14 protein-coding genes and 3 pseudogenes are annotated in these 16,802 nt (G+C 69.1%); 9 read left to right on the forward strand and 8 right to left on the reverse strand.

The window, feature by feature from the left end:
• Nucleotides 1–914: 914 nt before the first annotated feature.
• Nucleotides 915–2,119, reverse strand: a pseudogene (locus DEP02_RS32645) (IS30 family transposase).
• 42 nt (nt 2,120–2,161) lie between these two features.
• On the opposite strand from DEP02_RS32645, the gene DEP02_RS32650 reads away from it, so the two are divergent.
• The 7 genes from DEP02_RS32650 (at nt 2,162) to DEP02_RS33790 (ending at nt 8,820) form a co-directional block, all read left to right on the forward strand.
• Entirely contained in the window at nt 2,162–2,605 is a 444-nt protein-coding gene (locus tag DEP02_RS32650; RefSeq protein ID WP_112471285.1) for a zinc-binding dehydrogenase, read from the forward strand.
• 268 nt (nt 2,606–2,873) lie between these two features.
• A complete protein-coding gene (locus DEP02_RS32655; RefSeq protein WP_112471286.1) occupies nt 2,874–3,575 on the forward strand; it encodes an HdeD family acid-resistance protein in 702 nt (233 codons plus the stop codon).
• A 773-nt stretch (nt 3,576–4,348) separates the two neighbouring features.
• Nucleotides 4,349–5,452, forward strand: coding sequence for an AI-2E family transporter (locus DEP02_RS32660; protein WP_112471287.1), 1,104 nt, complete (start codon nt 4,349–4,351; stop codon nt 5,450–5,452).
• Nucleotides 5,453–5,459: 7 nt separating this feature from the next.
• Entirely contained in the window at nt 5,460–5,936 is a 477-nt protein-coding gene (locus DEP02_RS35970) for a DUF308 domain-containing protein (protein WP_438947819.1), read from the forward strand.
• A gap of 163 nt (nt 5,937–6,099) precedes the next feature.
• Nucleotides 6,100–7,092, forward strand: a complete 993-nt coding sequence (locus DEP02_RS32670; protein WP_112471288.1) for a diacylglycerol/lipid kinase family protein — start codon at nt 6,100–6,102, stop codon at nt 7,090–7,092.
• Nucleotides 7,093–7,458: 366 nt separating this feature from the next.
• Nucleotides 7,459–8,625 carry a PP2C family protein-serine/threonine phosphatase gene (locus DEP02_RS32675; protein WP_112471295.1) on the forward strand — a complete coding sequence of 389 codons (1,167 nt, stop codon included), beginning with the start codon at nt 7,459–7,461 and terminating at the stop codon, nt 8,623–8,625.
• A 24-nt stretch (nt 8,626–8,649) separates the two neighbouring features.
• A complete protein-coding gene (locus DEP02_RS33790) occupies nt 8,650–8,820 on the forward strand; it encodes a hypothetical protein (RefSeq protein WP_157977598.1) in 171 nt (56 codons plus the stop codon).
• A 286-nt stretch (nt 8,821–9,106) separates the two neighbouring features.
• On the opposite strand, the gene DEP02_RS32680 is transcribed toward DEP02_RS33790, so the two are convergent.
• The 4 genes and pseudogenes from DEP02_RS32680 to DEP02_RS32695 form a co-directional block, all read right to left on the reverse strand.
• A complete protein-coding gene (locus tag DEP02_RS32680; protein WP_112471289.1) occupies nt 9,107–9,640 on the reverse strand; it encodes a CbrC family protein in 534 nt (177 codons plus the stop codon).
• A 112-nt stretch (nt 9,641–9,752) separates the two neighbouring features.
• Nucleotides 9,753–11,285 (reverse strand): annotated as a pseudogene (locus DEP02_RS32685) (ISKra4 family transposase).
• Nucleotides 11,286–11,355: 70 nt separating this feature from the next.
• Nucleotides 11,356–11,898, reverse strand: coding sequence for a hypothetical protein (locus tag DEP02_RS32690; protein WP_112471290.1), 543 nt, complete (start codon nt 11,896–11,898; stop codon nt 11,356–11,358).
• Between the two features lie 73 nt (nt 11,899–11,971).
• On the reverse strand, nt 11,972–12,799 hold the full coding sequence (locus tag DEP02_RS32695; RefSeq protein WP_112471291.1) for an ISAs1 family transposase: 828 nt from the start codon (nt 12,797–12,799) through the stop codon (nt 11,972–11,974).
• 158 nt (nt 12,800–12,957) lie between these two features.
• On the opposite strand from DEP02_RS32695, the gene tcmP reads away from it, so the two are divergent.
• Nucleotides 12,958–13,518, forward strand: a complete 561-nt coding sequence (gene tcmP, locus DEP02_RS32700) for a three-Cys-motif partner protein TcmP (protein WP_157977599.1) — start codon at nt 12,958–12,960, stop codon at nt 13,516–13,518.
• A gap of 51 nt (nt 13,519–13,569) precedes the next feature.
• On the opposite strand, the pseudogene DEP02_RS35725 reads toward tcmP, so the two are convergent.
• Both DEP02_RS35725 and DEP02_RS32710 read right to left on the reverse strand, forming a co-directional pair.
• Nucleotides 13,570–13,761 (reverse strand): annotated as a pseudogene (locus DEP02_RS35725) (MFS transporter); the annotation flags it as partial.
• Between the two features lie 179 nt (nt 13,762–13,940).
• Nucleotides 13,941–14,579 (reverse strand): HD domain-containing protein, encoded by a 639-nt coding sequence (locus DEP02_RS32710; protein ID WP_112471292.1) that lies wholly within the window; start codon nt 14,577–14,579, stop codon nt 13,941–13,943.
• Between the two features lie 51 nt (nt 14,580–14,630).
• On the opposite strand from DEP02_RS32710, the gene DEP02_RS32715 reads away from it, so the two are divergent.
• Nucleotides 14,631–14,939: a hypothetical protein gene (locus DEP02_RS32715; protein ID WP_112471293.1), complete on the forward strand. Its 309-nt coding sequence runs from the start codon at nt 14,631–14,633 to the stop codon at nt 14,937–14,939.
• A gap of 557 nt (nt 14,940–15,496) precedes the next feature.
• Here the strand turns inward: DEP02_RS32715 and DEP02_RS32720 are convergent.
• A complete protein-coding gene (locus DEP02_RS32720) occupies nt 15,497–16,324 on the reverse strand; it encodes an alpha/beta fold hydrolase (RefSeq protein ID WP_112471294.1) in 828 nt (275 codons plus the stop codon).
• Nucleotides 16,325–16,802 lie beyond the last annotated feature (478 nt).

A 16,802-nucleotide genomic window follows, 5' to 3' on the forward strand; every position in this document is an offset into this window, starting at 1 on the left:
TCCCCGCCACCCCCTGACCACAGGGAGCGATCCCCACCCCGAAAACCACAGTGACCAGGCAAGATCTTCAGTGATCTTCTAGGCCGTGTTGCGAAAGCGGCTCGTGGGTTGTTGGAAATCAGTGCGCTCAGCGCCGCCGACGTGCTGTGGGTTGCGTTCGAGAACCCGGTCGCGAGCAGCATCGCGAGCCTGCGAGGGTGTCCGCTATGGATTCTGAGTCGGGGGCCGAGCCTGCCCGCCACTACGACCCAGGGAGCTCGTTGGCGCGGTTCGCTGACCGCATGCTTGTGGTCTGCCCGCGATGCGGAGGCTGTGCGCTCGTGGTTCCCCGGCCTGGTCTTCCCGCACCCAGGTACTTCAGTGAGCTCTTGTTCCAGCCACGCCGTCTGGCTTGCGGAGGGTGCGGTGCCGTCGCCGATTGGGAACCCGAGGTGCGGGGCGCTGGGCTGGCCGGCGCAGTACTGGGCGGTAGTGAGGATCCGTTCTTCCGGCGGCCACTATGGTTGCAGACCCGTTGCGCCGGCCAGATCCTGTGGGCCTACAACGAGGCACACGTCAACGAACTGTCCGCCTACGTCGGCGCCCAGTTGCGTGAGCGTGGCGGGGCGCGGCCGACGATGGCAATGTTTGCGCGGCTGCCACCGTGGATGAAGAGGTCGGACAACCGCTCTGAAGTCCTGGCCGGTCTGGAGACGCTGCGAGCGCTGGTCAAACGGTCGGCGCCTGCCGACCGCTCCGACGCCGCGCATGAGCGCGGTGACCGTCCCCGATCGTATGGGAGCACGTACTTCCGGGGCGGTCCCTATGAGAGAAGACCCTGAAAGCCCTGGTCACAGCCACTCGTTGATGGCTGCCACCAGGACGGTTGCTTCGTAGCGAACTGAAGTTCCACCCTGAACCTGGACAGCGGATGGTTACGCTGCGGGGGTAAGGTCGTGGGCCGTCAGGGCCCTGGTCTCGAGCGGCGTGACGTAGCCGTACACGGGGTGCTTACGCAGCCGGGTGCGGTTGTACTCGACCTCGATGAAGCGGAAGACGTCAGCGCGGGCCGCTTCGTGGGACTCCCAGACGGTGGTTCCGATCTCCGCTTTCAGCAGTCCGAAAAAGCTTTCGGCCGCGGCGTCGTAGCCGCCCAGTGCGGGTCTGTTCTTGGTCGGTGGGATGGTGCCGTAGCCCTCGGCTCGTGGCAGGTGAACGAGCATGGTGTAGCGGGTCGTTCGTTCCACGGGCGTGCCGATCGCCGACCGATTCAGCCCGATGATCAGGTCTCCTTCCCAGTGTCCCGGCACGGCGCGGTCGGCCGCTTCGGCGGGCCGCTGGCTGATCACCACGTCCTTCGTGACGTGGCCGCCTGGCTTGTTGCGGGATCTGGCCCGTGGGACGCGCAGGGCGCGGCCGGTGCGCAGGCAGGCCACGAGCTCGCGCTTGAGGCCACCGCGGCTCTCGACGTAGAGCGACTGGTAGATCGCCTCGTGGCTGATGCGCATGGATTCGTCCTCAGGAAAGTCGATCTTCAGGCGGGCCGCGATCTGCTCCGGGCTCCAGGCGTTCGCCCACCGGCGGTCCTTGCGGTGCGGCTTGTTGCGCCCCTTCCATTCAGGAACCTGCGGGCCGGGAAGCACCGTGCCGTCCGGGGCTCGGATCACGCCCAGCAAGCGGTCCTGGACATACTCCCGCAGCCGCTCGTTCCCGGCCAGCTTCGCCTCCTTGGGCCGCCGGGCCACCAGGTCGGCCTTCCACTGCGCTACCGAGGCCCGGTACTCGAGCCGGCCCCCACGTGTGGCCGCGTTGCGCCGCAGCTCCCGGGAGATCGTCGAGGGTGCCCGGCCAACTGCAGGGCTATCTCCCGTACTCCGGCGCCCTGCACGCGCAACAGGGCGATCTCCTCGCGTTCGGCGAACGAGAGATAGCGGCCCGAGACAGCAAGACCGATCTGAGGCATCCCGCCAGCATGCCGGAACCACCGGGTGCCCACCGCCGGCGCCGCCCCGACGGCGACGGCCGCATCCTCACTGGTCAGTCCCTTGGCGATCTCTCGCCAGAACAGTCTCTCGACCTCCCGCCGAGTCGATGGCCGTCCCGGCGACTTCATGGGCGACCGCCCCGTCAACTCCGCCATCCAACCCGCTGGTCGTCCCACAACACACCTATCTGATCAGGGGTGTTGCAACGACTGGTTGAACCTGGGCGGGAAACCGCCAAGCGTCTGGGCGCCGACGAGGCACTGCTCTCGGGCGACGAGACGATCGCGTGTATCAGGGACATGACGGCGCAGCAGGGCGCTCAGCTCGTGCTGGACATGGTCGGCACAGACCCGACGCTGCGGATGGCCGCTCAGGTGGCCAGGATGCTCGGCCACCTGACCGTCGTCGGCCTCGGTGGCGGAGCCCTGCCCGTGAACTTCTCCAGCCCGCCGCACGAGTGCTCGGTCGCCTCGCCCTACTGGGGCTCCCTCACCGAACTGATGGAAGTGATCACCCTTGCCCAGCAGGAAAAGATTAAGATGCTGGTCGAGCACTTCCCCTTGCAAGACGCCAACGATGCCTACCAGCTCCTGCATGACGGCAAGATCCAAGGACGCGCCGTCATCACCCCCCATGCATGAGTACCGACGTGTCAACCTGAACGGGGTATTACGGCATCTCCTACGGCCGCTGGCGTCGGGCGGCCCGGGGAAATCGCACCCCGGGCTCCCACAGAACGGAGCGTAACAATCGGGGCACGCGCCGGTGAGCAGGCCGGAGGAGCCTACCCGTGGAATACCTCATGCGCCACGGACTCCCGGCCCTCTTCACCGAGCAACATGAGGCTGATCGGATGACGATGGAGACGTACGGGCGTGCCCACGCTGCTCCCAGAAGGAGGCAGGTGTTATGACATCTCCTTCCGATTCCCCCGGTCCCGTTCCCCCGCGCGGCACCGAGCCGCGAACGCGAGAGACACCGCAAACGCAGGAGACGCCCCTGGCCGAAGGCATGGCCGCCCTGGCGAACATGGGCTGGCAGATCCTGCTCACCATGGGCCTGGCCACCATCGCCCTGGGCGTCGTCGCCCTGGTCTGGCCGGGCGCGACGCTCCGCGTCGTCGGCATCCTTTTCGGCATCTACCTGCTGGTCACCGGTGTCTTCCAGCTGGCCGCCGCCTTCGGCGCCCACGTCCCCGGGCATCTTCGGGTCCTGCACTTCATCACCGGCGCGGCCTCCATCCTGCTGGGGCTGATCTGCTTCCGGGGCACCCTGCAGTCGATCCTGCTGCTCGCCCTGTGGATCGGCTTCAGCTGGCTGCTGCGCGGCACCCTGGAGACGGCCGCGGCGGCCTCCGCCCCGGCCATGCCGGCGCGCGGCTGGCACGTGGCCTTCGGCATCATCGGGGCTATGGCCGGCATCGTGATGATCATCATGCCGTTCGCCTCGATCGCGGCACTCACCCTGGTGGTGGGCGTCATGGCCATCGTTCTGGGCCTGACCGAGGTGGTCCGCGCCATCAGGACACGCGTCGAGATCGGCCGTCTCGCACCGGGCACAACCGCCCAGCGGCGCCCCCTGTTCCACGGCCGTCCGCACCCCCAGCACTGATCGGCCAGGCACGGCGAGCGGCGACATCGCGCAACCTCCGCGGGCCGTCGGCCGGCGAGCGGACCTTCACGTTCGCGGATTCACGATCAGATAGGGTCACCGGTCGCCGGTCGCGACGCGTTCTCGGTCACGGCACGTACCGACAAGCTGCATGCATCAGCCCAGTTCACATCACTGGCGACAGCAGGACTGCCGCGATCACGCCCGCAGCTGACGGCGCCGTCCCCCACCGGGTCGACAGTCCGGCGATCGCACCTGCGGCCACCGCCACCATGACACTTCCTTCGACAGTTATGGCCTACGGCACCAGCTTGCAGCTCGGCTTGGGCATTCCGCACCTGGGACGTACGTGGTCGACCCGCCACCGCCGTCAAGGTCCACCGCGCCCTGAACCGGTCCCCGCAACGCCTCCACCACCGCCGGGTCGACGCCGTCTTCCCAACCTGCCTGCGCCGGGGTCGGACGGCGTACAGATGAGAGCCGGCTGGGGCCTTCTCCGGCGCCGGCCGATCAAGGCGGTCAATGCCCAGGACGTGACCGGCGGCCCAGCGATTGGTGCCGGCGCCGCCGTAACCGGAGATGGCCGCCTCGGCGGCGATCCATGGGGGACGGCCGAGGCATCCGCCGGTTGTGTCCGCCTCCTCCCCCGGCGGCCGGCGGCGACTTGCCGCAGCCTGTGTCAGAGCGCGAGTGCGACAGCGCAGGGAAACCACGGCTCACCGGGCGAGGAGCTCTCCTCGTTTCCCGTGACCGGGGCTGGGCACCCAGTGCCCATGGCGGCGCGTCCGGTTCCGGTGCGAACCATCCTCGCCACCATCGGTCTGGTGCTCGCCACCTACGTCGTACTCGAGCTGGTGGTGCAGGCCCGCCGGGTCTTGATCTGGGCGGTCATCGCGTTGTTCCTGGCCGTCTCCCTTCATCCGGCGGTCGAGGCGCTGCAGCGACGGGTGCCGCGGTGCCGACGGTCGGTGGCCACCTTGCTGGTCTTCTTGGCCGCGGCCGCGGCCGTCGGCGCGGTGGTCGCCCTGTTCGTCATCCCCCTGGCTCAGGAGGGAAGCCGGCTCGCCGATCGTCTGCCCGCGATGATCAGGGAAGCCCGGGCCGGCCGCGGGCCGGTCGGCAACCTGCTGGAGCGGACGCACGCTCTGCAGTATGTCCAGCGGCATCAGGCGCAGATCCGCGCGTTCGCCACCGGACTGAGCACGCCCGCCTTGAAGTTCGTCCGCAGTGTCGCGGCCACCGCGGCAGGCGCTCTCACCATTTTCGTCCTGGCCTATCTGATGGTGCTGGAGGGCCCCAAGGCCATAGATCGGTCCCTGGCCCTCGTGGACGAGGCGCCCGCGGCCCGCATCCGCCGGGTCGGAGCCGCGTGCGCCCGTACCGTCAACGGCTACCTGACCGGAAACTTGCTGATCAGCGTCATCTGCGGGCTCCTGACCTACGTCGTGCTGCTGGTTTCCGGAGTGCCGTTCGCCGGCCTGCTGGCCCTCTTCGTCGCCCTGACCGACCTCATTCCCCTGGTGGGGGCCACCATAGGGGCCGTCGTCGCCTCCACAGCAGCGTTCGTCCACTCCCTGCCGGCCGGCATCGGAGCCATCGTCTTCTTCATCGTCTATCAGCAGGCCGAGAACCACCTCCTGCAACCGGTCGTCCTGTCTCGGACGGTGAAGCTCAACCCCCTCACCGTGCTGCTGGCCATCCTGATCGCCGCCGAAGTCGCCGGGATCCTTGGTGCCCTGCTGGCGATTCCCGTCACCGGCATCATCCAAGTCGTCCTCGGTGACCTCTGGGCTCACCGCGGCGGTCGGCGGCTGGGGCTGGCGATGCGGGCAGACAGCAGCCCCGAGACCGCCGACCGGTCCGACGACCCCGAATGACCGCCCCATGGAATCCGGCCGCCACAAGCGCAGCGAGGGCATCGTGATGATCATCATGCCGTTCGCCTCCATCGCGACACTCACCCTGGTCGTGGGCGTCATGGCCATGGTTCTGGGCCTGACCGAAGTGGTCCGCGCCATCAGGACACGCGTCGAGATCGGCCACCTCGCTCCGAGCACGGCCACCCAGCGGCGCCTCTGTTCCACGCACGTCCGCACCCCCAGCACTGATCGGCGGAGCCGGATCGACCGGACGCAGCGAGCGACGGCTTTGCACAGTTGGCGCCGCCGTGGTGGCGATCTGGCGCTACGCGGCGCGCCCCACGCACTGGCCGGGGCGATCTCGGACAATCGCTGCATCAAAGTGACCACCACGGCGGCAGTCTTCGCAGCGGCAGCCATCAGAGCCGCGGCGGGTCAGGGCCGGATCGCACTGGCCTCCTGGGCGCCCTGCTCGCGCTGCTGCGGAAAAGGGGTGCGGTAGGCGTGATTGTCGAAGGGATTGTCATGGAGGCGGTGGCTGCCAGGGTGATCGCTAGTCCGGGCCGGTGGCGGTCGGGGCAGTCAGCAGCGGTCGCGGTGGCGGCAGCTCTGCTGCCACCTGTGGCGTGGGCCGGACTGATGAATGCGGCCTGTCGGATCTTGCCATGACGGATAAGACGTCCCGGCCGGTGGCCGCTGTGCGGCGGCCGTATCTGATCGTCAATCCGCGTTCGGGCGGAGGGAAGGCGAGCCGGTTCCGGATCGCGGAAAAGGCTCGTGCGCTGGGGGCTCAGGTGTTCCTGGTCGATCCCTCCCGGCCGCAGGACCTGGCGGCGGTCGCGCGACGCGCGGTGGAGGACGGTGCGGATCTGCTGGGGGTGGCCGGCGGGGACGGCACGCAGGCACTGGTCGCCGGGGTGGCCGCAAAGAGCGGTGTCTCTTTCGTGGTCATTCCGGCCGGTACCCGCAACCACTTCGCGATGGACCTCGGCCTGGACCGTGCGGACCCCTCGGCCGCGCTGGAGGCCCTCACGGACGGCGTCGAACTGCGCGTGGACCTCGGGTTCGCCGGCGAGCGGGTGTTCGTCAACAACGTGTCGTTCGGCGCGTACGCCGCCCTGGTGCAGGACCCGGCCTACCGGGAGGACAAGATCGGCACGGCGGTGCGGATCCTCCCGGAGTTCCTGGCCCGCCACCAGGGTCCGCATCTGGTGGTGCGCGCCGGGCTGCTCACCGTGGAGGGGCCGGATGCCGTGCTGGTGAGCAACAACCCCTACCAGGTCGACGACCCGGCCGGGCTCGACAGGCGTGCGCGGCTGGACTCCGGGCTCCTGGGAGTCCTTGCCGCCAGGGCAGAGACACCCGCCGAGACGGCCGCCCGGCTGCGCAGCGGGCAGACGCACGGCCTGACCCATCTCGCCACATCCGACGAGGTCGTCGTCCACGCCGACGTCCCGGTCGTCCCCGCCGGGCTGGACGGCGAAGCCGTCACCCTGCCGACTCCCGTCCGGTGCCGGATCAGTCCCCGGACGCTGCGGGTACGGGTTCCCCGCCATCGTCCCGGCGCCCAGCCCGCCTGGCGGCCGCCGGGCTGGGCCGCCGTCCGGCGGGCGGCCTCAGCGGTCGGGCGAGCTGCTCCTGGCCGCCACGCCAAATGAGCAGACCACTCGGCGCCCATCCCGCCGACCGACGCCGCCGAAGCGACCCACCGGCTGAGCACCAGATCGGCGCGGCAGCAGCTGGGTAGCGTCGCTGCGGTTCCCGCCAGCCAGCAGGACCGCGAGCGGGGACCGTGGTGAGCGAAACTCTGGGCAGCACGTACGCAGCTCGCCGGCCTGATGTTCAGGCACACCAGCGTGACAGCCGCGACGCCTGGCCGGACCTGAACGTACGACGACAGGTACGGCAGGCTCTGCAGCCCCGTCTCCCACGTGAGAGAGGACGGGATCGGGGCGAGACTGGGCAGGGAAGGGGTGATCCTCGTGTCGGACCCACCACACGCGCCCGCCGATCCCGACCCCGTCATGGAGGAGAATCGGCTGGAACAGCTGATCACCGAGGCGCAGACGGCCCTGCCGGTCGAACTGCCCGCCCTGGCCAACCAGTGCGCCTCGGCGCTCGGCCTGGGCACCGCGCTGATCTACCTCGCCGACCTGCAACAACGGCTGCTCATTCCACTCGACGAAGCCCTGGAGCCGCTGCCGGTGGAGGGCTCGTCGGCCGGCTGGGCGTATCGCACGGTCTCCCCGCGGGTGGTCGAGGCCGATGACGGCTTGATCGTCTGGGTGCCGCTGGTCGATGGTGCGGAGCGGCTGGGCGTGCTGGCGGTGCGGACCGCCTCGCTCGACGGGGTGCGGATACGTCGCAGCCGGATGCTGGCCCATCTGTTCGCCATGCTGATCTCCTCCAAGCGCGCCTATAGCGACTGGCTCGCCGCCCGCACCCGCACCGCGACCATGCGGTTGCCCGCTGAGATGCTGCGCGCCTTCCTGCCGCCGCGCACCATCGGCAGCAGCAGGTGCGTCTCGACCGCGGTCCTGGAACCGGCGTACGACATCGCCGGCGACGCCTTCGACCACTCGGTGATCAAGAACGAACTGCACACCATGATCCTCGACGCCATGGGTCACGATCTGACCGCCGGCCTGACCACGTCGGTCGCCATGGCCGCGGCACGGAACGCCCGCCGCGGCGGCGACGACCTGGCCGACGTCGTCGGCTGCGTCGACAAGGCGCTCGCCCAGTGGCTGCCCGACCACTTCTGCACCGGCGTGCTGTGCCGGCTCCACGCGGAGACCGGGGTGCTGCGCTGGGTCAACTGTGGTCATCCCCCGCCACTGCTGATCCGTGCCGAGCGGGTGCTCGCCGGGGCGCTGGACAGCCCCCCGCAGCCCCCGATCGGCCTGACCGGCCCACTCGCCCCGGCAACCCGGCAGGTCCACGAGACGAAACTGGAACCGGGCGACTGCGTCCTGCTCTACACCGACGGTGTCGTGGAGGCTCGCGACGCGAACGGCGCGGAGTTCGGCCTCGACCGGTTCACCGACTTCATCATCCGCTCCAACGCCGCCGGCCAGCGCCCGGCCGAGGTGCTGCGGCTGCTCATCCACGCCATCCTCGACTACCAGCGCAACCAGCTGCGGGACGACGCGACCATCCTGCTCTTCGAATGGCGCCCGCAGTCCCAGTAACGCGCTACTGCACTGAGCCTCACCGTGCTCACGGGCGACAACGGCATGCGAGCCCGGGCACTGGCCTGGGGTCTGGGGGCCGACAAGATGCCGGAGAAGTACCGAATCGAGCGGATCGACGCCAAGAAGAAGGACGAGTACCTGGCGGCCATCACAGCGCCGGAAGAGGCCGAGCAAACCATCGCGGCTGGGTAGCCGAGTCGCTGTGCCCCGAAGCGCCCTGGCGGCTTTCCGGCGCGTACGTTCCCCGCAGCCGTACGAGCCCCTACGGCGGGGAGAGCAGTGGGCGAGGCGGGTGAAGGACGCCGCAGCCCGCGATCTGACCGCTCCCGGTCGGGGCTCGCAAGGAGGCCGACGGTGAATCCTGGCCGCTGCGGTAATTCGGTGTGGAAATACGGCTGTTGGTGGACTATCAGGGGATGACCAATTCTTTGTTGGGTGCGGATCCTTTGAAGGGAAGTGCATGTGGGCTGGGCCGTGGCTATGAAGCGTCGGCGTAGGCGGGGTGGGTGCCGCAGGTGGTGCAGCGGAAGAGCATCGCGCTTGCACCCTGCCCGAGGTGGGTCAGGAAGTTCTCGAGCCGGGATGCGTCGTGCCAGCCGCCCATCCGAAGGTCTGCTCGAAACTGGTCAAGCGCCTCAGGGTGGGCAGCCAGTTCGGCGTATCCGACCTCGCCCATGAAGGCGGCGGCGTCGTTGCAGTGGACGAGCCAGTGCGGATCCTGCCAGGCGTGGAAGCCGGGGGTGCGGCGGGTGACCTGCTCCAGGATCTCCGCGCTGACGCCGTCGAGTCCGTACGAATCGGTGAACTCACCTTCGAATCGTTCGGCGGCGCTGCCATCGGCGATGCACCAGGGGCAGAATCGCCCGCTGACGTCCTGGGCCGTGTAGAAGGTCGCGGTGTAGATCCAGCCCGTGGCGCGCTCGCAGCGGGCGCAGGTCTCGGCGCTCTCGCAGATGGATCCGCTGGCGACGGGTTCGGGGTGGTAGCGGAAGTAGGGCAGGTTGGTGCTCACCGGTGTGCCTGCCCCTGCAAGGAGGGGGCCGCTTCGACGCGGGTGGTCTGTGCGCCGACGGGCACGCCTGTGAGCCTCATGGGTCGCAGTCTGTCCGCAAGCAGGCCCGTGATCAAGCGGTGAGAGTGAAGCCCTGCTGGTCGGGGGTGGGATAGAGACGCTCGTGCTCGCGGGCGGCGTGGTAGCGCCAGTAGGGGTCGAGGTCGCCGTTGGAGACGACAGCACGCAGTCGCAGGACGGCTTCGGCTCCGGGCAGGGCCCAGCGGGCGCCGGTGATGTCGAGGCGGTCGGCGATCAGGTGGCGGCAGGCGCCCTCGACCGCTCCGGTGGCAATCGGCCACCCGTTGTTGAGCGCGGTGTCGTAGTGAAGCTGGTCAAGGTGGCCGGTCAGGTAGCGCTCGCAGGCGTCGACGGCCTGGCGCCGGGCTGCCGACAGGTGTTCCCACTCGGCCTGGGCGGTCATGTCCTGGGCGGCGCGGGCGGCGTGGCCTGCGAGGATCGCGGTCAGATGGTCGGCCGCCCAGGCCTCGGCCTCGGCGGTGCCCGGTTTATGAAAGGCGTGGGCGGCGGCCCAGACGTACTCGGCGACGTGCACGAAGTCCAGCAGCACGTGGACCGTGACGCCACGTCGGCCGGTCTCTGCTGCGATCAGGTCGAGCTGGTGGCGGGCGCCGTCGACCAGGACGACCCACGGCCGCAGGTGCTTCGGGTCGCGGGCCTCGGCCTGGTCGAAGGCGTCGGCGATGACCTGCTCGGGCGGGCGGACCAGGGAGGCGGTGCACCACTTGTTCTCCGACCTCGGCCCCGGACGGGCGGGACGCTCGCCGCTTCGGCCGCCGGACGGGTGGATCACATCGTGCGGGCGCCTGGGCGCCGGACGGGTGTCGAAGACGCAGGCCACGGTCGCCATCCGCTTCCGGTTCGGCTTCTCGCCCGGCACGAGCCGACCGCGATGCCCACCAGCTGTCCTGGCGGCGGCCCGGCGAGTGGCCTCGCGCAGAGCCTCGGGCCGCATGACCACGCCCTTGCCGTCCGCCTGGACCACCAGCGGCATTTCGCGGCTGCACGGGACCGGGATCATGGTCCGGTAGAAGCCGTCGACGTCGACCGCGGCGGCGACCACGAGCTCCTCCAGCCTGCGCTTGCCGAGCACGTTCCCGCAGCGGCGTGTCACCGCGTCGTGAGCCTGGTCGAACGAGCCGCGGACGGCTTCGGTCACCGCGAGCCGCCGTAAGCCCGTCGAGTGCCGGCCCGCCGGCAGCGACAACGCCTAGTCGGCGGGATGGACATTGCCCACACCCCGGCCCCGGTGGGCGACCCGGGTAACCCGGACCATCCCGAACACGCTGGCCAGCCGGCGCGAGTGTCCCGACTCCCGCCAGGGCCGCACCCGGCCCTCCGGCCCCACCACGACCGGCCCGGCCCCGGCGCGGACCTGTTCCTCCTCCCGCGCCGCGCGCAGGTCCAGGTGGGCCTGCAGCAGCAGGCGAAGCAGCTCCCGCCCGGCCGCGTCGAGGTATTCCTCCAGTTCAGTGTGGGTCCATGTGCTCGCATCGCTGCCCGACAGCGTGGTGGTCAGCGTCTCGAAGGCGCTGAGGGAGTCGGCAAAGGGGTCAGCGGTGGCATGCGTGTCGTACGGTGTCATCTCCAGGGCTCTTCCCGTCCAGCATCGATTGGGTCGCACCTTCGAATGTAGGCATGGAAGGGCCCTGCTGTTAACGGGAGTTGGGCGAAACGCCACCCCGGCGGCGGGCCAAAGTGAACAGGCCGGGGACATCCTCGTCCAGCCAGCCGCGCTCCACCAGCCGCTTCAGCTTCGACCGGGTGCCCTCGATCTTCCCCGTCTCGGCGGGCAGCCCGATCCTCGGCACGATCTGCTTGGCGCGGACCGGTTCCGGCGCGTCCGCCACCACCTCCACGATGTCCCGATACACCCGCGGCAGGACCTCCGCCCCCATCCCGGGCTGCCAGTTCGGCACCGTCAGCACCCCGATGACCTGCCGTTCGGCCCCCGCATACACCGACGCCACCGGCTCACCCGCGGTCGACCGGTCGCTATCGACCAGGACCGCCGGCTTCTCCGGCGTCATCTCCGTCAGCACTTCGGCGACCGTCTCCCGCGCGATCCGGAGACGCTCCAGCCTCTCCCGGGCCAACTCCAGCTTCCCCGACAGCTCGGCGACCTCGGCTTTCAGTTCCTCCACCCGAAGCCGGGCGGCTGCCTCGCGCGCTTCCAACTCCTCGAACAGCGAGCCCATCCGCCTCCCCTCCTCCACTACCACGGTAGAGACGAGCAGCCGCGAACACAGCCCCCATCAGCGTTCTCCCAGCTCAGCCAATCCCTTCAAAGGAACCGCACCCGTGACGGAAAGCCGCGGCCTTGAGGCGGCGGATCTCGATGCGGTGATGGCTTCTGGCCCTGTCGTAGTGGTCGAGACGGATGTCCCTCCAGGGCAGCTTCTTCAACCTGGCCGGCAAACCCGGGTGGTTGGCCTTCACGACGGCGATGTAGTGCGCGTTCTGCTCGCGCAGCCAGGTGCCGTTCGCGTGCTGGGTGTGGGCCGCATCCGCCGTGATCACCGTGTTCTTGAGGTCGATGCCGGCCAGCAGCGGGATGAAGGCGGGGGTCTCGTTGCTCTTGTCGTCGATCTGCCGCTGCCCGAACACGGTGCCGGCATGGTCCATCGCGGCCAGTAACCACACCGCCTTCCCACCCGCCCTGCGGGATCCACGCAGAGCTTTCCCGTCAACTGCCACGGCCCGTCGACATCTTTTCTCTTGCTGCAGGAGTTCGCCTCTGGCCTGCAGGAACGCGGAGATCGCGGCGTCGAAGGCGTCACCGTCGAGACGGTCGAGCAGCCGCATCACCGTGGTGGGATGCGGCACCGTGACCGCCCTGCTGAACGGGTCGACGCTGAAGCCGAGGGCCATGAGGACCCAGCGGGGCGCGTCCGCGGTCCACTCGGTAATGGCGGTCAGGGATCTCGCACCGGCCAGCACACTCGCCGCGGCGGCCGACACGATCGCCACAAGCGGGAAACGCCGGCCACGGCGGCCACGCGGATCCGGCAGACCAGCCAGGAAACGGGCCAGACAGACCGCATCGGGCAGCGGCTGTGGAGAGGTGGTACGGGCCAGTTGCTCCAGCCCGTGGGGCATGAGAGAAGATGACGACGCAGGCACGGTCTTCGGTTGTGGTCATGCGGACTCGACACCTACATGATCACCGAAACCGTGCCTGCACCTGCATCCGGACTCACCCGCACCGGACACCGGCGGACATCACCGCCCGATGCCGCCCAATCCACGAACACGCAATGCCCCTGCTGTCCCGAGAGCGAGTACAGCTGATCTTCATCGAGAAGGACCGCGCCGCCTACGAGCACCTGGTGAACGAGCTGCACGAGAACTTCGGGCCCTTGGACCAGCTGCCCGTGCGGGTGGAGGTGCGGCGCGGGGAGGCGGGCCGCGACAGCGAGCGGCTCCATACCGAGTTGAACGCCTGGGGCCAGCCGATCCTCGGGGTCTTCGACATCTGGGGCAACGTCAACACACCTTTTTCCGTGATGGGCCGCATCGCTGCGAATCCCTCCAGCGAGGTCATCGTCACCTTCGGGCCGAACTGGTTCAGCCGACGCAAGGAGCTCAACGAGGACATCGTCGACGGCGTATTCGGCGGCCGCCAGTACTGGACGCACGAGCCGCAGCACGCGACAGCGAGGAGATGTGGCGCGCCTGGCTGGACAGCTACCGCAAGGCTCTGCACCGTGTCGGCTTCGACTACCGCCTGCAGTTCGAGGTGGTGCCGAAGACGGGGCAGCCGCTGTACCTCGTTTTCGGCACCAAGCACCGCCGCGGCGTGGAGGTCTCTTGGGTGAGCCCTCGACCAGTCCGGCGGCAAGACCGCCCGTGGCCGTCCCCGTGGCGATGCCCTGCACCATCCAGGCGGTAAGGAGGGAGACGACGCCGTCGGCCGTCCAGAAGATCGCTGTGCTGGTCGCCGCCACCAGGGGAACGGCGACCAACACCGGGCGGCGACCCAGCTGATCGCTCAGCGATCCGACCGTGGGCAGGGCGCCGAGCAGACCCACGACGTACACCGCGAAGATCACCGTCAGCATCGTGACCGACAGGCCCCAACTCTCCCCGTTCAGCGGGTAGATCGGCGAGGGCGCGTGCCGTGGCCATCATCACCACATTGGCGCAGGCCGGCACGGCGAAGGCCGCACCTCGCCCGAGATGACGCCCGTCGCGAGGGCCACCCACACGTTTCATCACGTTGTCTCTTGCAGCGTTCTGATCAGCTCGGCCAGGGAGCGCCCATGATGCGCTCGACCGTGGTTGTGCGCTGGAAGCCGGGAATGAAGTGCTCCAGCACATCCGAATTCACGGTTCCGTTCGTGGTCTCCGGACGGTCCTTGAGCCCCTCGACGAAGGCCTGCAAAAACTCGTTCTTGAAGTCACCCCGCGGATGGACGGCGGTGATCTCGTCCACCTGGCCGCGATCCAGCTCGTCCAGACCCAAACCGAGCACGTCGGTCAGAACCCCGAAATTCGTGATGGCGATCTCCGGGCCCATCCGCCCGGGAATTCCCGGGGTCGTGTGCAGCGCGATCGCCGTCCACACCACGTCGGCGGCCGCAGCCGGGAAACCGCGGTCGAGCATGAACTTACGTGCATGGTCGGCTCCATCGACCTCGAAGCGCTGCTCAACGTCGGAAAACGGCGACAAGAGGCCGGTATCGTGAAACATGGCGGACAGGTAGAGAAGCTCCGGGTCGGGCTCCAGGCCGAGCCTGTGAGCATGAATGACGCCGAAGACGAAAACGCGCCGGGAGTGATGGTAGATGAGGGGGCTGGTCATCTCCTGCATGAGGCGGGTGGCTTCGGCGACCGCCGTGGTTTCAGGAATCTCTACCCCCGCGATGATCTCGCTCATGACCTCTGCTCCTTCCGATATCAGTGTGTTACGAATGGACAGTGAGCCGACATGCTGGCGCTGCTGATGACTTCCTTCCATCGGTCGGATGTCCCGCTGCCAGCCAAACTCGGCATCGCGTTCGACCAGGTGGACCGCCAGCTGAGCAACAACTCGGCAGCCATCGAGGCCCTCGTGCCCCTGGCGCTCCCCCACCACATGCGGCTGCGGACCCAGGTGGTCATGGCGCTGAAGAACGCAGGCGAGCTGCTGCGGAAGGCCGATGCCGGACAGCTCGATGTCCGCGACAAGTTCGGGAAGCGGATTCACAGCATGCCACCGCGCGTACCTTGGCCGCTCCCTGCCCGCGCCGCATCGTAGGAGGGGTGGGCACCGGCGACCCGTGTCAGCCCCGACGGCGCCACTCTCCGAGGCGCTCAGCGCGCCGCCGCGTCATCTGTGACACAGCCGCGCCCGCGTTGTCCAAGTCCTGGGCAGCTTCGCGCAGAGTGGCAGCGATGTCGGGCCGGGTGTCCCTGCGGGCGGCGCCGCCCGAGAAGCGGCTGCCAGCGGTGCTGCCTGGCCAGAGAGCGTCACACGCCGGGGGCTGGGACGGCGCAGAGGAGGCTGGCAGCGATTCCGATCAGGGCTTCTGCCTCTCCGCGGCTGTATGAGAAGTCTTTGGTCACCTCGTCAGCGTGTTCGGCACCCGGAGCTTGGTCGAACGCCGGTGTGCTCGGGCGTAGTGATCCTCTGATCCGGGCCCATCTCCCAGCGCCGCACAACTCCGGTCCCGCGGTGAGGTGTTGCAATATGGTCTGTCCGGCCGCGAGGCCGCCCACCGGAACGTCGGTGCGCGGCGGCGGAGGACGAGCCAACGGCCGTTGCGTCGCCGGTGGGGGGCGGAGACGCGGCACCGGGGACCCGGTGCCCGTGCGTCAGCCGCGGGTGAAGTACAGCAGATCGGCGTTGAACCGCTCGGCGAACTCCGGGACCATCGACAGGCCGTGCGGGGCGCCCTGGTAGACCTTGTAGACGGCGTCCCTGACCAGCTTGGAGGACTTCTCGCCGGAGGCCACGATCGGCACGATCTGGTCGTCGTCGCCGTGCACGATCAGCGTCGGCACGTCGATCTTCTTCAGGTCCTCGGTGAGGTCCGTCTCGGAGAACGCCTTGACGCAGTCGTGGGCGCCCTTGATGCCCACGGACATCGACCAGAGCCAGAACTGGTCACGGGTGCCCTGGGTGACGTTCGCCCCGTCGCGGTTGGCCCCGAAGAAGGGGGCGCTGAGGTCCTCGTAGAACTGCGAGCGGTCTTTCAGGACCCCTTCACGGATCTCGTCGAAGGCGTCGATGGGCTGGCCCTCGGGGTTCGCGTCCGTCTTGAGCATCAGCGGGGGAATCGCCCCGAGCAGGACGGCCTTGGCGACCCGGCCGGTACCGTGCCGGCCGATGTAGCGTGTCACCTCGCCGCCGCCCGTCGAGTGGCCCACCAGGATGACGTCCCGGAGGTCGAGGGTCTCGATGACGGCGGCCAGGTCGTCGGCGTACGTGTCCAGGTCGTTCCCGTCCCAGGGCTGGCCGGAGCGCCCGCCACCGCGCCGGTCGTGGGCGATCGCCCGGAAGCCGTTGTCCGCCATCAGCTTCAGCTGCGGGTCCCAGGCGTCGGCGACGAGCGGCCAGCCGTGGGAGAAGACGACGGGCTGCCCCGATCCCCAGTCCTTGAAGTAGATCTGCGTTCCGTCCGTGGCAGTGGCGAAGGGCATGGTGCGTTCCTTTCGAACCGGTCCTCGGCGGCGTGGCCCCCGTGGGGCTCGGTGCCCGGCCGGACTGCTACCGCGCCACGCCGGCACTGCGACGTGTGGGGCGGGCTGGGACGTGGGCGGCTGACGGCGGCCGGAACGGGCACGTCCTCACCCAGGCTACCCGTGGAGCCGCACTTCAGCGCGTCGGCCGAACGGCGGCGACACCGCGGTCGGACCGGGTGCTCGATGGCGCCCGCGCCCTGAACCCCATCCAGGCCGCCAACAGCGACGTCCGCACTGCCCCACCCCTGGCCTCGCACATGCTCTTGCTCCTCGCCTTCCCACACGATCCAAAACCGGAACAAGTGAGGAGGATGAGCAGTTCTGGCCGAATTCAAGGATCCTCATCAGAGGGTCCGGCCTGGTACGCCACGCCCTCCGTCGCCTACGCCGTCGAGCTGGGCTACGAGGTCCGCCCGATCGAGGCGCACGTGCGCTA

Origin of the sequence: Streptomyces triticisoli (assembly GCF_003270085.1) — a bacterium.
Classification (GTDB): domain Bacteria; phylum Actinomycetota; class Actinomycetes; order Streptomycetales; family Streptomycetaceae; genus Streptomyces; species Streptomyces triticisoli.

What these genes read in the sequence shown, in the direction of transcription:
- DEP02_RS32715 (WP_112471293.1), top strand. Translation starts at nt 14,631, where the DNA reads ATGCTGGCGCTGCTGATGACTTCCTTCCATCGGTCGGATGTCCCGCTG.
- DEP02_RS32675 (WP_112471295.1), top strand. Translation starts at nt 7,459, where the DNA reads ATGGAGGAGAATCGGCTGGAACAGCTGATCACCGAGGCGCAGACGGCC.
- DEP02_RS32720 (WP_112471294.1), bottom strand. Translation starts at nt 16,324, where the DNA reads ATGCCCTTCGCCACTGCCACGGACGGAACGCAGATCTACTTCAAGGAC.
- DEP02_RS35970 (WP_438947819.1), top strand. Translation starts at nt 5,460, where the DNA reads ATGGAATCCGGCCGCCACAAGCGCAGCGAGGGCATCGTGATGATCATC.
- DEP02_RS32660 (WP_112471287.1), top strand. Translation starts at nt 4,349, where the DNA reads ATGGCGGCGCGTCCGGTTCCGGTGCGAACCATCCTCGCCACCATCGGT.
- DEP02_RS32690 (WP_112471290.1), bottom strand. Translation starts at nt 11,898, where the DNA reads ATGGGCTCGCTGTTCGAGGAGTTGGAAGCGCGCGAGGCAGCCGCCCGG.
- tcmP (WP_157977599.1), top strand. Translation starts at nt 12,958, where the DNA reads ATGCCCCTGCTGTCCCGAGAGCGAGTACAGCTGATCTTCATCGAGAAG.
- DEP02_RS32695 (WP_112471291.1), bottom strand. Translation starts at nt 12,799, where the DNA reads ATGCCCCACGGGCTGGAGCAACTGGCCCGTACCACCTCTCCACAGCCG.
- DEP02_RS32710 (WP_112471292.1), bottom strand. Translation starts at nt 14,579, where the DNA reads ATGAGCGAGATCATCGCGGGGGTAGAGATTCCTGAAACCACGGCGGTC.
- DEP02_RS32655 (WP_112471286.1), top strand. Translation starts at nt 2,874, where the DNA reads ATGACATCTCCTTCCGATTCCCCCGGTCCCGTTCCCCCGCGCGGCACC.
- DEP02_RS32670 (WP_112471288.1), top strand. Translation starts at nt 6,100, where the DNA reads ATGACGGATAAGACGTCCCGGCCGGTGGCCGCTGTGCGGCGGCCGTAT.